This window comes from Pseudomonas sp. GW821-FHT03E01 (genome assembly GCF_059420765.1).
On the sequence record NZ_JBWKUI010000024.1, the window covers coordinates 1 to 14,593 of the forward strand.

A 14,593-nucleotide genomic window follows, 5' to 3' on the forward strand; every position below is an offset into this window, starting at 1 on the left:
ACCGGGGTATAGCGCAGTCCGGTAGCGCGCCTGCTTTGGGAGCAGGATGTCAGGAGTTCGAATCCCCTTACCCCGACCATATTAAAAATCCTCGTATCGAAAGATACGGGGATTTTTTTTGTCTGCGAAAAAGCAGATCGCTTCAAGTCATCGTACAACTTGCCGATAACGAGCTAACGGGGCACGGACAGGGCCTCGACTCCAGCCAATAAAAACAAAGGCGCTCGTTATGTTTCTTCGTCAGCTGAATATTGCCCCTCGCGCCGCGCTGGGTTTTGCCTTGATCGCGGTACTGGTGGCATTGCTCGGGGTATTTGCACTGGGGCAGATGTCGAGCATTCGCGACAGCGAGGTGGCGGTGGAGGCCCAATGGTTGCCGAGCATTCGCGGCGGTGACGAGATCCGCGAGCTCATGTTGCGCATCCGTACCATTTCCCTGCGCATGGCCTTGGATCAAGATCCGAAGAACATCGCCACTTACCGCAGCCAAATGGACACGCGCGACAAGGAATTGAGCGAGAAAATTGCCGCTTATGACAAATTGGTCACCACCCCTGAGGGCCAGGAGTTGTATGACCAGTTCAAAAAAACCTTCGCCGCCTACGGCAGCGGCATCGCCCAATCCTTCACCCTCGCTGAGCAAGGGAGGCGTGACGAGCTGACCAAACTACTTCTGGTCGACATGAAGACTGTTGTCGACGGTTCGGGCAAACAGCTCAACGATCTGGCGGAACTGTTCACCCGGCTAGTGGCCGCCGAGAGCCGGAAATCCCAAGAGCACTATGCCACCTCCCGGATGATCGTCAGCCTGTTTATTGCCCTCGCGGCGCTGGCCACGGTCGGCCTTGCGATGCTGTTGACCCGTAGCATCGTCAAACCCTTGGCAGAGGCGTTGAACGCTGCGGAAAACGTGGCACGAGGCGATCTGACCCGCCCCATCGAGACCCATGGCAACGACGAAGTGAGCCGCTTGCTCAAGGCGCTGGCGACCATGCAACACAACCTGCGTGACACCTTGCAGGGCATCAGCGGTTCGGCGGCGCAATTGGCGACGGCAGCCGATGAATTGAACGCGGTCACCCTCGACAGCACCCAGAATCTGCAACAGCAGAACAACGAGATTGAACAAGCGGCGACAGCCGTCACCGAAATGACCGCCGCGGTGGAGGAGGTCGCACGCAACGCGGTTTCTACCTCTGACGCCACGCGCCAATCCAGTGAGTCGGCACACGTTGGCCATCAGCGAGTGAGCGAAACCGTGAGTGCCATCAGCGCCCTTGCCAGCGACGTGCAGACGACGGGCGGCTTGGTGCAGTCGCTGGCCAACCAGTCTCAGGACATCGGCAAGGTGCTGGATGTGATTCGTGCCATTGCCGAACAGACCAATTTGCTCGCCCTCAACGCGGCCATCGAAGCGGCGCGTGCGGGCGAAAGTGGTCGAGGTTTCGCGGTGGTTGCCGACGAAGTGCGTGCCCTGGCGTACCGCACGCAACAGTCGACTCAGGAAATCGAACAAATGGTTCAGGGCATGCGTACTGGCTCAACCCAGGCGCTGGACTCCATGCAAGCCAGCTCCTCGCGGGCCGCCAGCACCCTGGCGTTGGCGGAGCATGCGGGCGAAGCGCTGCAGACCATCACCGCTTCGGTTCACCAGATCCACGAACGCAACCTGGTGATCGCCAGCGCCGCCGAGGAGCAGGCGCAAGTGGCGCGTGAAGTTGATCGCAACCTGGTGAACATTCGCGATTTGTCGGTACGCTCCGCTGCTGGCGCCGATCAGACTAGCGCCTCCAGCCATGAGCTGTCGCAGTTGGCCAATTCGTTACGGACCATGGTGCAGCGGTTTCAGTTGTAAATCCGCCGGACGAAAAAAAGCCCCGCTCCTCGATGGAGAAGCAGGGCCTGGTCTTCATTGGCTTAGCTGTTGTCTTTCAGGTGCTCGAACAAGCCTTTTGGCATTTTTTTGCCATTGGCTTCGTAGCTGGCTTTCACATTGTCGAAAGCCTCTTGTTCCGAGATTTGACCATCGTGGTTAGTGTCGATCTTGTCGAAGTCGCCCTTGGGCGCCACTTTCAGGAACTCCGCACGGGACACCTGACCATCGCCATCGGTGTCGGTCTTGGCCATCGAGGCATCGCCGCACTTGCCTTCGCCACATTTGCCTTCTGGGGTTTTTACCGAAGTTTCGGCGGAGGCGACCATGTAGCCCTGGGTCAGTGGCTGCGCGGCGAATACGGAACCGGACAACATCAGGCCACCGGCCAGGACGGCACCGAGCAGGCCAACGGTGTTTTTGCTGAGAGTAGTGGTACGGGACATTACAAATCTCCTGGGTTGCACGACACAACCGTTCGATAAAGGACGCCACGCAAGTGCGGCGATGACCGAAGCAGGCGGTGCCTTGCTCGGGTGTGGCCATTTAGCGGGCGCGGTGTATCGCTACTGTGTCGTGCAAGGAGGGAGTTTGTAAGCGAAGGGGTGAAATCGTGGGGGAGATACAGTGAGACACAGAAGTGTTCACGGGGTAGACCGAGGCGCCTGCATCGCGGGCAAGCCACGCTCCCACAGTTAATCTTTGTTGGCCGCATATTTGCGTACGACGCAGATCCTGTGGGAGCGTGGCTTGCCCGCGATGAGGCCCTGACAGACGCCGAAAATTTAGTGCAACTTGAGCCGCGGCTCGGTCCCACGCCCAATCTTGCTACCCAGCATCAACATCGCCGTACGGAACGCGCCATACAGCGCCATCTGGTGCATGCGGTACAGCGACACGTAAAACATCCGTGCCAGCCAGCCCTCGAGCATCACGCTGCCGGTCAGGTTGCCCATCAAGTTACCCACAGCCGAAAAACGCGACAGCGAAATCAGCGAGCCGTAGTCGGTGTATTTGTATTCCGGCAGGGCCTTGCCTTCGATCCGCAGTTTCAGCGATTTGGCCAGCAACGAAGCCTGTTGGTGGGCCGCCTGGGCGCGCGGCGGCACATTGCGGTCGCTGCCCGGTTGCGGGCAGGCCGCGCAGTCACCGAAGGCGAAGATGTTCTCGTCGCGGCTGGTTTGCAGGGTCGGCAGCACTTGCAGCTGGTTGATGCGGTTGGTTTCCAGGCCATCGATGTCCTTGAGGAAACCCGGCGCACGAATCCCGGCGGCCCAGACTTTGAGGCTGGCGTTGATTACCTGGCCGTCGGCGGTAATCAGGCTGTCGGCGGTCACTTCGCTGACCGCGGCATTGGTCATGACGTTGACCCCGAGTTTCTCCAGGGTTTTATGCACAGGTCCGCCGATCCGCTCCGGCAGCGCCGGGAGAACCCGTGGCCCGGCTTCGATCAGGGTGATGTGCATGTTTTCCGGCTTGATCCGGTCCAGGCCATAAGCCGCCAGTTCATGGGCGGCGTTGTGCAGTTCCGCTGCCAGTTCGACCCCGGTGGCACCGGCGCCGACGATGGCCACGCTGATCTGTTGCACGGTGTCGGTCTGTCCGGCGTGCGCGCGCAGGTAGTGATTGAGCAGTTGCTGATGGAAGCGCTCGGCCTGTTTGCGGGTGTCGAGGAACAGGCAGTGTTGCGCCGCGCCTTGAGTGCCGAAGTCGTTGGTGGTACTGCCGACCGCGATCACCAGCGAGTCGTAAGGCACTTCGCGCGCGGGTACCAGTTCAAGGCCAGCGTCGTCGTAGGTGGCGGCCAGCTGGATTTTCTTCTGTGTGCGATCGAGCCCGCTCATGCGCCCCAGCTGGAACTCGAAATGGTTCCATTTTGCCTGGGCAACATAGTTGAGTTCGTCTTCGGAAGAGTTGAGCGATCCAGCGGCCACTTCGTGCAACAGCGGTTTCCAGATGTGGGTCAGGTTCGCGTCGACCAGCATCACACTGGCCGTGCCGCGCTTGCCCAGAGTCTTACCCAGACGGGTAGCCAACTCCAGACCGCCGGCGCCGCCGCCAACGATGACAATACGATGAGTCATGGGGATATCTCGCAAGGCTAAAAGAAATCGGTGCAATTACCCGAGCGAGCGCCAGGCAGCTCATAGCGTCAGGTAACTGATCAAGCGGCTCAACAGGCCCAGGCCAATGGTCACTGCCAACACCACCACCAGGAGCATCCACGGCCGGAAAGGCCGGCGCTCGACTTGGTGCTGGGACAGGTGCAGGTACTCTTCGACATGCTTCTGGTCGTCGGGGTTCAGGCGGCTGGTCATAAAGGCCTCGTCGGGTAGACGTTGCTGAATGTGCAGACGTTACAGCAGATTGTCTGCAAGCGTTGAACGGTGCATGTGGTTCGGGTGAACGATTGCGCTTTGTAACATTCGGCCAGTGATTGCGCCATCCTGTGCAGGGTTGCCGCTATATGTGGCGGGACTCACAAGCTGATCCCGACATCGAAGACGATGCTGCGCCCCAGGTTGCTGCGCAGGAAATCCGGGGCATCCGGGTGGGCGAAGAGTACGCGGGCGAAGGTCGGGCCGACCAGCGACAACGAGCGCCAGCCCTGGCGCAGGTATTCGGTGGGCGGCGGGAAGTGGCTGTTGAGGTCCAGCACTTCGCGCTTGAGGCTGGCGAAGGCGATGATGTCCAGATCCCCCAGGTCCATGCCGCGCTCTTTGTAGTTGTGGGCTTTTTTGCGCAAGGTTGGCGCCAGTCTCAGCAGAAATTCATTAGCCGGGATGCGCCGGGGCTTGGCCTCGCGGCGCACCAGTTGGCTCAGGGAGAACGCGCTGCGCCGACGTTGCAGCTCATCACGCCATTCATCATTGAGGCGCCGGCCCTCGTCGAGCACGAAGAACACCTCGAAATTCGCGTCGCGAAACAGCACGTCCGGCGGCTCTCCGGCGGGGGCAAACTCGTCGGCGCGATAGGGAATGTTCAGACCTTGCAGCAGGCGCTGGCAAACCCAACGCTCACGCTCCCATTTGCGGGCATTGGAAAGGAACGTGTTGGCTTGCTCGGCCGCAATGGTCAGCAGGCGTAAATAATCTGAGTCATCCATAGGCCCAAGCTTAGCGTTCAAATGTGATCTGAATAATAAAGTCTGTCGCAAAAGAAAAAAGGCTGTCGCGATTTCTTCAGATAGAACCTTACCTGCTTTTTCTGACGTACCTATAGGTGTTCGCGCTGTTGTAGCCTTTCCATGCTGTGTTTGATGACATCCATCACCGCAGCGGTCATGACTGAGGTAGAGACACCAAACATCAGGATGCCGTTGGCTGCTTCCAGTGGGCCAAGCAGACGCCAGCGTGGGGACATGATGATATCGCCATAGCCCAGCGTGGCGAAGTTGACTGCCGAGTGATAGAGCGCAGTGGCGAATTCGTCGAATTCGTCGAGCAACATGAACAGGGTGGCCCAGATGGCGATCTGCACGAAATTGCCGAGCAACATCAGCACCATGACCATCGACAGCAACAGGATATTCAGCCATTGCGATTCACGATTTGGATGGGTATGCCTGAAATGCACGTAATGGCGCAAACAGATAGTTATGAAAACGGCTTGCATCAGCAGGCAGAACAGCATCACAGGGAGACCGGCGAGTAGATTCAACAGCATGGCGATATCCTCGGCAGACGTGTCAGGTCGGTCCCTGGCGGTCTGTCCCGGGTTCTTGCGCTTGATCGTCTACCCATTGCCAGAACAGCCGATAACCGACCGCCAATATCACAGGGCCGATAAACAGGCCGAGGATACCGCTCGTGACCATGCCGCCCAAGGCACCGATCAGCACCACCGGCATTGGCACATCGACGCCTCGACCTAGCAGCAACGGCTTGAGGACGTTATCGACCAGGCCCGCAACGAAGACATAGATGGCAAACACAATGGTCGCCGTGCTGGCACCTTCGTTCGCGAAGACGTAGACGATGACCGGAAGGGTAATCAGGGTGGCCGGTAATTGCATGATGCCAATAAGCAGCACCGCCAAGGCGAGAAGACCTGCGCCGGGGATGCCCATGGACACAAAGCCGATGCCGATCAACAGCATCTGGATGAAGGCGATGCCGACCACGCCCAACGCCACTGCCCGGATGGTCGCGGTGCACAGCTCGGTGATTTTCGGTCCCTTGACCGGGCCGCAGAAGCGCGAAGCGATTTGCACTGCGCTGCGGTGGCCACTTTCACCATAGGCTAAAAAAATACCGGCAATAATCAGGGCAAAGATAAATAAAAGGAGCCCCATGCCGGCCCCCGCCAGCTTGCTCAGCAGGGAGAGGCTGACACCTTTGATTTGCGGTATGAACTTCTGTAGCAGGTCGGGCAGGTTGGTGACAGCTTGTGTCCATAAGCCATGAAGGGGTTTGCCCACAAGTGGCCAGCCGGCCACCGCGTCGGACGGAGGGGGGATATGGAAACTGTCACTTTTGACCATGCTTATCGCCCGTTCCACGGAGTCTGCAATCGAGGTTCCCAACAAATAGGCAGGCACCATAAGGATGCAGATGGCGATCAGCACAATCAGCGTCGCGCTGAGCCCATCCTTGTTTCCCAGCGCGCCTTTGAACCTGACTTGTGACGGGTAGAGGGTGATTGCCAGGATTATCGACCACAGCATCAGATCGAGGAATGGACTGAATATCTGGAAGCAGAAAACCACCAGAACGGCGATCAACCCGGCACGAATCAGTACATCGAGCAGACCTCGGGAAAAAGCCTTTTCGGAAATGGGCGTGGGAACCATCGATTTTTCCTCCTATAGGAGCAAAGGCATGAGCCGGGTAAATCCAGCATAGACGTGCTCCTCGCCACAGGTTTCTCTGATTCAAGACCCTCTTTCCCCGCCCAACGCCCGGTTCCGGGCGGTGCACAAAACGGATAGCGATCTGCGCAAAGCGGATATTGCCCCGTGCCTGGCGACTTTACCCTCGGCTGTACGGACGTTAGCCGCGTTACCGACTCTTAAAAAAACAACAACAAGAGATAGATGCCATGCGCAAGATTGACGTACATGAGGTTATCGACAAGGCACGATTCAACCGCTTTCACTGGATGGTGCTGTTCTGGTGCGCCCTGATCATCATTTTCGACGGTTACGATTTGGTGATCTACGGCGTGGTGTTGCCGATGCTGATGAAAGAGTGGGGGCTCAGTCCTCTGCAAGCCGGCGCACTGGGAAGTTATGCACTGTTTGGAATGATGTTCGGCGCGCTGTTTTTCGGCCCGCTGTCAGACAAGATCGGTCGTAAAAAAGCCATCACCCTGTGCGTGATGCTGTTCAGCGGTTTTACCGTGCTCAACGGTTTTGCCAGTAACCCCACCGAGTTTGGCCTCTGTCGGTTCATTGCCGGGCTGGGCATTGGCGGGGTGATGCCCAACGTCGTGGCGCTGATGAACGAATACGCGCCGAAGAAAATCCGCAGCACGCTGGTGGCGATCATGTTCAGCGGCTACTCGGTGGGCGGCATGCTCTCGGCGGGGCTCGGCATCGTGCTGATCCCAAGTTTCGGCTGGCAGTCGGTGTTTTACGTGGCGGTGCTGCCGTTGCTGCTGTTGCCGTTGATCATGTACTTCCTGCCTGAATCGGTGGGCTTCATGCTGCGTCAGGGGCGCAATGAAGAGGCGCGCAACATTCTCCAGCGAGTCGATCCGGCGTACATCGCGCAAACCGGCGATCAGCTGCACATAAGCGAAGTGAAGGGCAGCGGCACCCCGGTGTTGCAGTTGTTTCGTGAGGGGCGGGCGCTGCGCACGCTGATGCTGTGGCTGGCGTTTTTCTGCTGCTTGTTGATGGTCTACGCCTTGAGTTCCTGGCTGCCGAAACTGATGGCAAGCGCCGGTTACAGCCTGGGCTCGAGCCTGTCGTTCCTGCTGGTACTCAACTTCGGCGCCATTTTTGGCGCGGTCGGCGGCGGTGTGCTGGGTGACAAACTCAACCTGCCACGCGTGTTGGCGGTGTTCTTCGCCGGTGCAGCCGTATCGATCACCTTGCTTGGCTTCAACAGCCCGATGCCGGTGTTGTACCTGCTGATCGCCATCGCTGGCGCCACCACCATCGGCTCGCAGATACTGCTGTACGCCTGCGCCGCGCAGTTCTACTCCATGGCCATTCGCTCCACCGGTTTGGGCTGGGCGTCGGGCATCGGCCGCAACGGCGCCATCGTCGGCCCGCTGCTGGGCGGTGCCTTGCTGGGGATCAGCCTGCCGCTACAACTGAACTTCATGGCGTTTGCCTTGCCCGGTGCGGTGGCCGCCATTGCCATGACCGTGTTCGCGATCAGCAGTCAGCGCAGTGTCAAACAAGCGCTGTCGGGCCTGCGCCATGGTTCGCGTGACGGGTCTGTCGGCGACGTTTCATGAAAGCGTTATTCCGGGATTTTTCCTTGTCGGCTGCCGTCGCCGGATTTATCGCGACGGTGATCTCCTACGCGGGCCCCTTGGTGATCATCTTTCAAGCCGCCGAAACCGCGCACCTCTCGCGAGAAGTGCTGTCGTCGTGGGTCTGGGCGATTTCCATCGGCAGCGCCGTGCTCGGTATCGGTTTGAGCTTGCGTTACCGGGTGCCGGTGATCATTGCGTGGTCGGCGCCGGGCTCGGCGTTGCTGGTGGCGCTGTTGCCGGGAATCTCCATGCCCGAAGCGGTGGGCGCGTACCTGGTCAGCAGCCTGATTATCTTTCTGGTCGGGGTGTCGGGGGCATTTGACCGGATCATCGGCAAACTGCCCGCGGCGATTGCGGCGGCGATGCTGGCGGGGATTCTGTTCAGTTTCGGCACCGGGTTGTTCGTCTCGTTGCAAGGCAAGCCGCAGCTGGTGCTGGCGATGTTTGCCACGTACCTGATTTGCAAACGGGTGATGCCGCGTTATGCGGTGTTGATGGTGCTGCTGGTGGGCTGTTCCATCGCGTTTCTCGCCGGTGATTTGCACCGCGAAGCGCTGGTGATCGGTTTGGCCACGCCAGTGTGGATCACGCCTGCGTTCAGTTTGAGCGCGACGCTGAATATCGCCTTGCCGCTGGTGATGGTGGCGCTGACCGGCCAGTTTGTCCCCGGCATGGCGGTGCTGCGCGCCAGCGGCTACGCAACGCCCGCCGGCCCGATCATCGCCAGCAGTGCGTTGGGCACTGCGCTGTTGGCGCCGTTCGGTTGTCACGGGCTGAATCTGGCGGCGATTACCGCCGCCATCTGTACCGGTCGCGAGGCCCATGAAAACCCGGGCAAACGCTATGTGGCCGGGGTGGTGGGCGGTCTCTGTTATTTGGTGCTGGGGATCTTCGGCGCCACGCTGGTTTCGTTGTTTTCGGCGTTTCCCAAGGAGTTGATCGCGGCCCTGGCCGGGCTGGCGCTGTTCTCCGCGATCGCCGGGGCACTGGCTGGCGCAATGGCGGTGCCGAGTGATCGTGAAGCCGCGCTGGTGACCTTTCTCACCACCGCCTCGGGCATGTCGCTGTTTGGGTTGTCTGCCGCTTTCTGGGGACTGATTTTCGGCATGGTCACCCACTGGTTGTTAAACGCCCGGCGTCCCATCGCTCGCAGCGCAAATGCTGCGACTGAAGCACTTCAACCTGTCGATCAATAAAAATAAGAGAAAAAACGATGAAACAGATTTTTCCAACAACCGGGTCAGTGTTGTCCATCGCTGTCGTCTCGAGTTTCTCCACCGGTGCGGTGGCCGCCGAGGGCGGCTTCATCGAAGACAGCACCGCCACCTTGCAAGCGCGCAATTACTACTTCAGCCGGGACTTCTCCGACATCGTCGGGGCCAATACACAGTCGAAGGCCGAAGAGTGGGCACAGGGCTTCATTCTCAACGTCAAATCCGGTTATACCCAGGGGCCTGTCGGTTTTGGTGTGGATGTCATTGGCCTGCTCGGCCTCAAACTCGACAGCAGCCCGGACCGGGTCAATACCGGTTTGCTGCCGGTGCGCAATGATGGACACGCGGCTACTGAATACAGTCGTCTGGGGGGCGCGCTGAAGGTGCGTTACTCCAAGACCGAATTGAAGGTGGGGGAGCTGCAACCCAACCTGCCGGTACTGGCCTTCAGCGATATCCGTCTGCTGCCGCCCAGTTATCAGGGCGCAAGCATCAGCTCCAATGAGATCGATGGCCTGACCTTACAGGGCGGTCATTTGAGTTCGACCAGCCTGCGCAACGAGGCTGGCGATGAAAAGATGCAAGCCATGCTCGGTCATGTACCCCAGCGTCAGGTCAGCAGCGATGGTTTCAACTTTGCCGGCGCCGACTACGCGTTCAATGATAAACGCAGCTCGGTCAGCGCCTGGTTCGGGCAATTGGAGGATATCTACAACCAGCGCTTTCTCGGCTTCAAGCACAGCGAGCCGTTGGGGGACTGGACCCTGGGCGCCAACCTTGGCTATTACGATTCGCGCGAGGACGGCAAAAAATTACTGGGCAACATCGACAACCAGGCGTTCTTCTCTTTGCTGTCGGCCAAGCGCGGCGGTCACACGTTTTATGTCGGCTATCAGGGTATGTTCGGCGACAGCGCCTTCCCGCGAGTGTTTGCCAACATCACTCCGTTGGGCAACGAGGTGCCGACCTACGAGTTTGCCTACGCCGACGAGCGTTCCTGGCAGGCGCGTTACGACTACGACTTCGCCGCCCTCGGCGTGCCGGGGCTGACCAGCACCGTGCGTTACATCACCGGCAATAACGTCGACACCGGCAAGGGGTTTGAAGGCAAGGACCGCGAGCGCGATCTGGACATCGGCTATGTGTTGCAAAGCGGCAGCCTCAAAGGCCTCGGGATCCGCGTGCGCAACGCCATGGCGCGCTCCAACTACCGCAGTGATATCGACGAGAACCGCCTGATTCTCAGCTACACATGGAAGTTGTTATGACCGGAGCGATCACAGATCGGTGGTGCAGTTGCCCATGACTTCGTACGTCACGCGATGGGTCTGGCCCTGATGGTCGACATATTCCATGGTCGCTGGCACGACTCCGCAGGCGGTTGCGGTGTCTGTCACTGAAACGACCTTGGCGATGTCCAGTGGTTGTGCCGGGTTGTACGGGGTGGCAGCGGCTGGCTCGTTGGCGGCCAGGGCCGAGGTGGCGGCGAGGGTCAGGAGCAGGCTGGTCAGGGTTTTCATTTTTCTGTGCTCTGTGTGGGTTCCAGTGTCTGAATTTTAGTCTTTGCCTGTGGGGGATAAAGGGGGCTGGGTCTGATTCAGTCTTGCGGGAAATGTAACAATCGCTGTTGATTGTGTGCATATCCGTTTCTGCGGTAGTGCCGGCTGGCGGTTTCGCTCTTACAGCGAGTCACTTTGAAAAGCCCAAAGTAACCAAAGGCTCTTGCCCCTTTCGTTCGGCCCTTCGCCTAGGCTCAGGGTGCCCTCGCTCCGGTCCTGCTCCGTGGGCCCGCCGCCATCGGCCATCCATGGCCGGGGGCGGCTAACCCGGCATCCATGCCGGGTTGCCCACTGCGCAGAACCTCCACTCGGCCTCTCGAGGGGGCGTGCACCGCCAAAGCAATAGCGAGGCGGCCTACCGGCCGGCCTGACTTCAAGTGAACGCATTCCCCTGTAGGAGCTGCCGAAGGCTGCGATCTTTTGATCTTGCCGTTGCTTTGGTTTTTGATCTTGATCTATCCGCCCCTTTCCCAGAGGCCGAACGCAGGTATTGCGCAGGGGGCACCGCGGCAGGGATGCCGCGGTAGCCGCCCCCGGCCATGGATGGCCGATGGCGGCGGGCCCCCGGAGCAATGCCGGAGTGAGGGCATGCCGAGCCTAGGCGAGGCACCGAATGGAGGGGCAAAAGCGCTTTGGTTACTTTCGCGCTTTTCGAAAGTGACCCGCCGTAAGGGCGGAACCATAAGTGGCCGTTACAAAAAAATGGATATGTACGCCACCAAAGAGCCGCCATTACCGCAGCAACGAACATGCCCCCCAATCGTAAAACGCCCCTCCAGAGCAAAATCAAAGGCCGGTGTAGACTGATGACCTGTTCTCTTCTGGTAAGACAAAGGAGTGTGCCCAGCCATGATCGGTGCCGAGTTACTGTCATCCGAAACCCTGACGGTGGGTTGGCTGATCTATATACCGGCGCTGATCTGGGCAATTGCGCGAGCGCCATGGGTCGAACTGTTCAGCGACAGCCGCCGCCAGCATCTGTTGTTCGGTACGGTGTTTGCGCTGTTCATGCTGTGGCTGGTGCGACGGGACTTCGATACCGGTGTGTCCTATCACTTCATCGGCATGACCGCCGTGACCTTACTACTGGATTGGCCGTTGGCGATTGTCGGCGGGTTGGTCGCGCAGGTGGGCTTGGTGTTGCTCGGGCGTCAGGACCTGGCCGCTGTCGGGGTCAATGGCGCTCTGCTGATCCTGCTGCCGGTGCTGGTCACCGAGTGCTGCGCCATCCTGGTGGAGCGCGCGCAGCCACGTAATCCCTTCGTGTACATCTTCTGTTCCGGTTTTTTTGCCGCTGCGCTGTCGGCCTTGTTGTGCCTGATCCTGACGCTCACGCTGCTGTGGTACGACGAGCGATTCGTCATGCCGTACTGGCTGGAAGACTTTGTCGGTTACCTGTGGTTGCTGATTTTTCCGGAAGCGTTCATCAACGGCATGGTGGTCAGCGCGTTGGTGGTGTTTTGCCCAGAATGGCTGGAGACGTTCAATCGCACGCGCTATCTATCGGCGCCCTGGAAAGATGACGATCCCAAATCTTGATCCACATCAAATCCAAAAAACGTTGACGAATCCATGCTTCGGAAAACCTTCAGGAGCATCGAAATGAGTGTCTACGAGTGGGCCAGGCAGGAGTTGCGTCAGAGTCTGGATGTGGCGCAAGAGGTGGGCTTTGATCCGGGGTTGAGCCTGCGCGCCTTGCTCAGTGCGGTGGTGCAGCAGAGCAAGGCAGTGCGCAATATCGAAGACCTGGCCGATGAGTTGCGGTTTCTCGCCGAGAACCTCGACGTGGGCCAGGACTATGGCTTTATGCGGCCCTGATGGCCGGGATCAGTGACGCGGGTCGAAGTCGCCGCTGAACATCTCGTCCTCGGCATCAGGGGGCACCGGGATCTTGTGTTCTTCCGACGCCCAGGCGCCCAAGTCGATCAGTTTGCAACGGTCCGAACAGAACGGCCGGAACTTGCTCTCGGGGCTCCATTCGACAGGGGCGCCACAGGTTGGGCATTCGACGGTCGGGGTTTGGCTCATGACTGGCCTCCACGCAAAGTAAGGTAAAAGTGATGCAGGCGTTCGACCTCGCTGTGCAGCCAGGCGAGGTCGCGGTCGTTGACCACCACATCGTCGGCATGGCTCAAGCGGTCCTGTCGGCTGGACTGAGCCTTGAGGATCGCCTGGACTTGCTGCTCGCTGGTCTGGTCACGCTGCAGGGTGCGTTCGATCTGTAACTGTTCCGGGGCATCGATCACCAGGACCCGTTGGGTCATGGCGTACTGCCCGGACTCGATCAGCAGCGGCGAAACCAGAATCGCGTAAGGCGATTGTGCCTTGGCCAGATGATGGGCGATTTCCTCGGCGATCAACGGATGCAGTAGCGCTTCGAGCCAGCGGCGTTCTTCCGGCACCTCGAAGATCAGCTTGCGCAGGGCCGCACGATCCAGCTGGCCATCGGCTTGCAACACGCCGGGGCCAAAGTGCTCGGCGATTTTTGCCAGTGCCGGGCGACCGGGTTCGACCACCCAGCGAGCCGCATGATCGGCGTCCACCACGTGCACGCCGAGGTCGATGAAGTGCTGCGCAGCCGCGCTTTTGCCGCTGCCGATGCCGCCGGTCAGGCCGAGAATCCAGGGTTTTTCCACAGGGGTATTCATTTCAAACCGACAAACTGCCAATAGAAGCCGGTTATTTGACCACCCCAGAGCAAGGCAATCCAGCCGGCAATGGCCAGATAGGGTCCAAAGGGTAGCGGCGTCGAGGTTTTCGCATCCCGCAGGCGCAGCAAAATCACCCCGAGAATGGCCCCTACCAGCGATGACAGCAGAATGGTCATGGGCAGGATCTGCCAGCCGCCCCAGGCGCCGAGCATCGCCAGGAGCTTGAAGTCACCGTAACCGATGCCGTCCTTGCCGGTGACCAGCTTGAACAGCCAGAACACCGTCCACAGCGCCATGTAGCCGGCCACCGCGCCCCAGAACGCGTCATGCAGTGATACGAAGAGCCCGAAGCTGTTGAGGACCAGTCCCAACCACATCAATGGCATCACCAGTACGTCCGGCAACAGTTGATGTTCGGCATCGATCAGGCTCATCGCCAGCAGGCCCCAACTCAGGACCAGCACCATGCAGGCCTGCCAGCCGAAACCGAAATGCCAGGCGACGAACGCCGACAGCAGGCCGCAGGCCAGTTCGGTCAGCGGGTAACGTTTACTGATCGGCGCTGCGCAGCTCGAGCATCGCCCACGTAAAAACAGATAACTGAGTATTGGAATGTTCTCCCACACTCGAATCCGATGGCCGCAGTGAGGACACTCGGAGTGGGGCAATATCAGGTTGTAGGTCGGACCGGGGGCTTCGACTGGCAAGTCCAGTACGTCATGGGCCTGCAGGCGCCATTCACGCTCAAGCATTTTCGGCAGGCGCCAGACCACCACGTTGAGAAAACTGCCGATCAGCAGGCCGATCAGCCCTGCGGTCATCACGAAGGCCAGCGGGTTGAGGCTCAGAAATTCGTTCAAGGACATA

The 14,593-nt window shown here is 59.5% G+C and carries 16 protein-coding genes and 1 tRNA gene; 7 read left to right on the top strand and 10 right to left on the bottom strand.

The window, feature by feature from the left end; genetic code table 11:
- Positions 1-2: 2 nt before the first annotated feature.
- Positions 3-79, top strand: a tRNA-Pro gene (locus tag AC07VO_RS28355).
- Positions 80-229: 150 nt separating this feature from the next.
- Positions 230-1,855, top strand: coding sequence for a methyl-accepting chemotaxis protein (locus tag AC07VO_RS28360; RefSeq protein ID WP_086945900.1), 1,626 nt, complete (start codon positions 230-232; stop codon positions 1,853-1,855).
- 62 nt (positions 1,856-1,917) lie between these two features.
- Here the strand turns inward: AC07VO_RS28360 and AC07VO_RS28365 are convergent, their stop codons facing one another.
- The 6 genes from AC07VO_RS28365 to AC07VO_RS28390 form a co-directional block, all read right to left on the bottom strand.
- Complete coding sequence (locus tag AC07VO_RS28365) at positions 1,918-2,319, bottom strand: HvfA family oxazolone/thioamide-modified RiPP metallophore (protein ID WP_086945899.1); 402 nt, start codon at positions 2,317-2,319, stop codon at positions 1,918-1,920.
- Between the two features lie 339 nt (positions 2,320-2,658).
- Positions 2,659-3,957, bottom strand: coding sequence for an NAD(P)/FAD-dependent oxidoreductase (locus tag AC07VO_RS28370; protein ID WP_086945898.1), 1,299 nt, complete (start codon positions 3,955-3,957; stop codon positions 2,659-2,661).
- Positions 3,958-4,017: 60 nt separating this feature from the next.
- Positions 4,018-4,191 carry a DUF3094 domain-containing protein gene (locus AC07VO_RS28375; protein ID WP_007938396.1) on the bottom strand — a complete coding sequence of 58 codons (174 nt, stop codon included), beginning with the start codon at positions 4,189-4,191 and terminating at the stop codon, positions 4,018-4,020.
- A 161-nt stretch (positions 4,192-4,352) separates the two neighbouring features.
- Complete coding sequence (locus tag AC07VO_RS28380; protein ID WP_007938395.1) at positions 4,353-4,979, bottom strand: DUF1780 domain-containing protein; 627 nt, start codon at positions 4,977-4,979, stop codon at positions 4,353-4,355.
- 110 nt (positions 4,980-5,089) lie between these two features.
- On the bottom strand, positions 5,090-5,539 hold the full coding sequence (locus tag AC07VO_RS28385) for a potassium channel family protein (RefSeq protein WP_018930176.1): 450 nt from the start codon (positions 5,537-5,539) through the stop codon (positions 5,090-5,092).
- A 22-nt stretch (positions 5,540-5,561) separates the two neighbouring features.
- Positions 5,562-6,665: an AI-2E family transporter gene (locus tag AC07VO_RS28390; protein ID WP_086945897.1), complete on the bottom strand. Its 1,104-nt coding sequence runs from the start codon at positions 6,663-6,665 to the stop codon at positions 5,562-5,564.
- A gap of 248 nt (positions 6,666-6,913) precedes the next feature.
- Between AC07VO_RS28390 and AC07VO_RS28395 the strand changes: the two genes are divergently transcribed.
- From AC07VO_RS28395 to AC07VO_RS28405, 3 genes are read left to right on the top strand one after another with little or no spacing between them, the layout of a single operon-like run.
- On the top strand, positions 6,914-8,281 hold the full coding sequence (locus tag AC07VO_RS28395) for an aromatic acid/H+ symport family MFS transporter (protein WP_086945896.1): 1,368 nt from the start codon (positions 6,914-6,916) through the stop codon (positions 8,279-8,281).
- Positions 8,278-9,498, top strand: a complete 1,221-nt coding sequence (locus AC07VO_RS28400) for a benzoate/H(+) symporter BenE family transporter (protein ID WP_028938886.1) — start codon at positions 8,278-8,280, stop codon at positions 9,496-9,498. Before AC07VO_RS28395 ends, AC07VO_RS28400 begins: the two co-directional genes overlap by 4 nt.
- A 17-nt stretch (positions 9,499-9,515) precedes the next feature.
- Positions 9,516-10,784 carry an OprD family porin gene (locus AC07VO_RS28405; RefSeq protein ID WP_086945895.1) on the top strand — a complete coding sequence of 423 codons (1,269 nt, stop codon included), beginning with the start codon at positions 9,516-9,518 and terminating at the stop codon, positions 10,782-10,784.
- Positions 10,785-10,793: 9 nt separating this feature from the next.
- Here AC07VO_RS28405 and AC07VO_RS28410 read toward each other — a convergent pair whose 3' ends face one another.
- Positions 10,794-11,036, bottom strand: coding sequence for a DUF2790 domain-containing protein (locus AC07VO_RS28410; protein ID WP_086945894.1), 243 nt, complete (start codon positions 11,034-11,036; stop codon positions 10,794-10,796).
- A gap of 888 nt (positions 11,037-11,924) precedes the next feature.
- On the opposite strand from AC07VO_RS28410, the gene AC07VO_RS28415 reads away from it, so the two are divergent.
- Entirely contained in the window at positions 11,925-12,614 is a 690-nt protein-coding gene (locus AC07VO_RS28415; protein WP_018930184.1) for an energy-coupling factor ABC transporter permease, read from the top strand.
- 63 nt (positions 12,615-12,677) lie between these two features.
- Positions 12,678-12,893 carry a hypothetical protein gene (locus AC07VO_RS28420; RefSeq protein ID WP_086945893.1) on the top strand — a complete coding sequence of 72 codons (216 nt, stop codon included), beginning with the start codon at positions 12,678-12,680 and terminating at the stop codon, positions 12,891-12,893.
- 9 nt (positions 12,894-12,902) lie between these two features.
- Here the strand turns inward: AC07VO_RS28420 and yacG are convergent, their stop codons facing one another.
- From yacG to AC07VO_RS28435, 3 genes are read right to left on the bottom strand one after another with little or no spacing between them, the layout of a single operon-like run.
- Complete coding sequence (gene yacG, locus AC07VO_RS28425; protein WP_018930185.1) at positions 12,903-13,103, bottom strand: DNA gyrase inhibitor YacG; 201 nt, start codon at positions 13,101-13,103, stop codon at positions 12,903-12,905.
- The gene (gene coaE / locus AC07VO_RS28430) at positions 13,100-13,723 is read right to left on the bottom strand and encodes a dephospho-CoA kinase (protein ID WP_026286732.1); all 624 of its coding nucleotides are present in this window, start codon (positions 13,721-13,723) and stop codon (positions 13,100-13,102) included. Before coaE ends, yacG begins: the two co-directional genes overlap by 4 nt.
- Complete coding sequence (locus AC07VO_RS28435; RefSeq protein WP_064620394.1) at positions 13,720-14,592, bottom strand: prepilin peptidase; 873 nt, start codon at positions 14,590-14,592, stop codon at positions 13,720-13,722. Before AC07VO_RS28435 ends, coaE begins: the two co-directional genes overlap by 4 nt.
- Between the last annotated feature and the right edge of the window lies 1 nt (position 14,593).

Coding starts and splice junctions, on each gene's coding strand:
- yacG (WP_018930185.1), bottom strand. CDS start 13,103: ATGAGCCAAACCCCGACCGTCGAATGCCCAACCTGTGGCGCCCCTGTC.
- AC07VO_RS28420 (WP_086945893.1), top strand. CDS start 12,678: ATGAGTGTCTACGAGTGGGCCAGGCAGGAGTTGCGTCAGAGTCTGGAT.
- AC07VO_RS28415 (WP_018930184.1), top strand. CDS start 11,925: ATGATCGGTGCCGAGTTACTGTCATCCGAAACCCTGACGGTGGGTTGG.
- AC07VO_RS28395 (WP_086945896.1), top strand. CDS start 6,914: ATGCGCAAGATTGACGTACATGAGGTTATCGACAAGGCACGATTCAAC.
- AC07VO_RS28400 (WP_028938886.1), top strand. CDS start 8,278: ATGAAAGCGTTATTCCGGGATTTTTCCTTGTCGGCTGCCGTCGCCGGA.
- AC07VO_RS28375 (WP_007938396.1), bottom strand. CDS start 4,191: ATGACCAGCCGCCTGAACCCCGACGACCAGAAGCATGTCGAAGAGTAC.
- AC07VO_RS28380 (WP_007938395.1), bottom strand. CDS start 4,979: ATGGATGACTCAGATTATTTACGCCTGCTGACCATTGCGGCCGAGCAA.
- coaE (WP_026286732.1), bottom strand. CDS start 13,723: ATGAATACCCCTGTGGAAAAACCCTGGATTCTCGGCCTGACCGGCGGC.
- AC07VO_RS28410 (WP_086945894.1), bottom strand. CDS start 11,036: ATGAAAACCCTGACCAGCCTGCTCCTGACCCTCGCCGCCACCTCGGCC.
- AC07VO_RS28385 (WP_018930176.1), bottom strand. CDS start 5,539: ATGCTGTTGAATCTACTCGCCGGTCTCCCTGTGATGCTGTTCTGCCTG.
- AC07VO_RS28370 (WP_086945898.1), bottom strand. CDS start 3,957: ATGACTCATCGTATTGTCATCGTTGGCGGCGGCGCCGGCGGTCTGGAG.
- AC07VO_RS28435 (WP_064620394.1), bottom strand. CDS start 14,592: ATGTCCTTGAACGAATTTCTGAGCCTCAACCCGCTGGCCTTCGTGATG.
- AC07VO_RS28390 (WP_086945897.1), bottom strand. CDS start 6,665: ATGGTTCCCACGCCCATTTCCGAAAAGGCTTTTTCCCGAGGTCTGCTC.
- AC07VO_RS28405 (WP_086945895.1), top strand. CDS start 9,516: ATGAAACAGATTTTTCCAACAACCGGGTCAGTGTTGTCCATCGCTGTC.
- AC07VO_RS28365 (WP_086945899.1), bottom strand. CDS start 2,319: ATGTCCCGTACCACTACTCTCAGCAAAAACACCGTTGGCCTGCTCGGT.
- AC07VO_RS28360 (WP_086945900.1), top strand. CDS start 230: ATGTTTCTTCGTCAGCTGAATATTGCCCCTCGCGCCGCGCTGGGTTTT.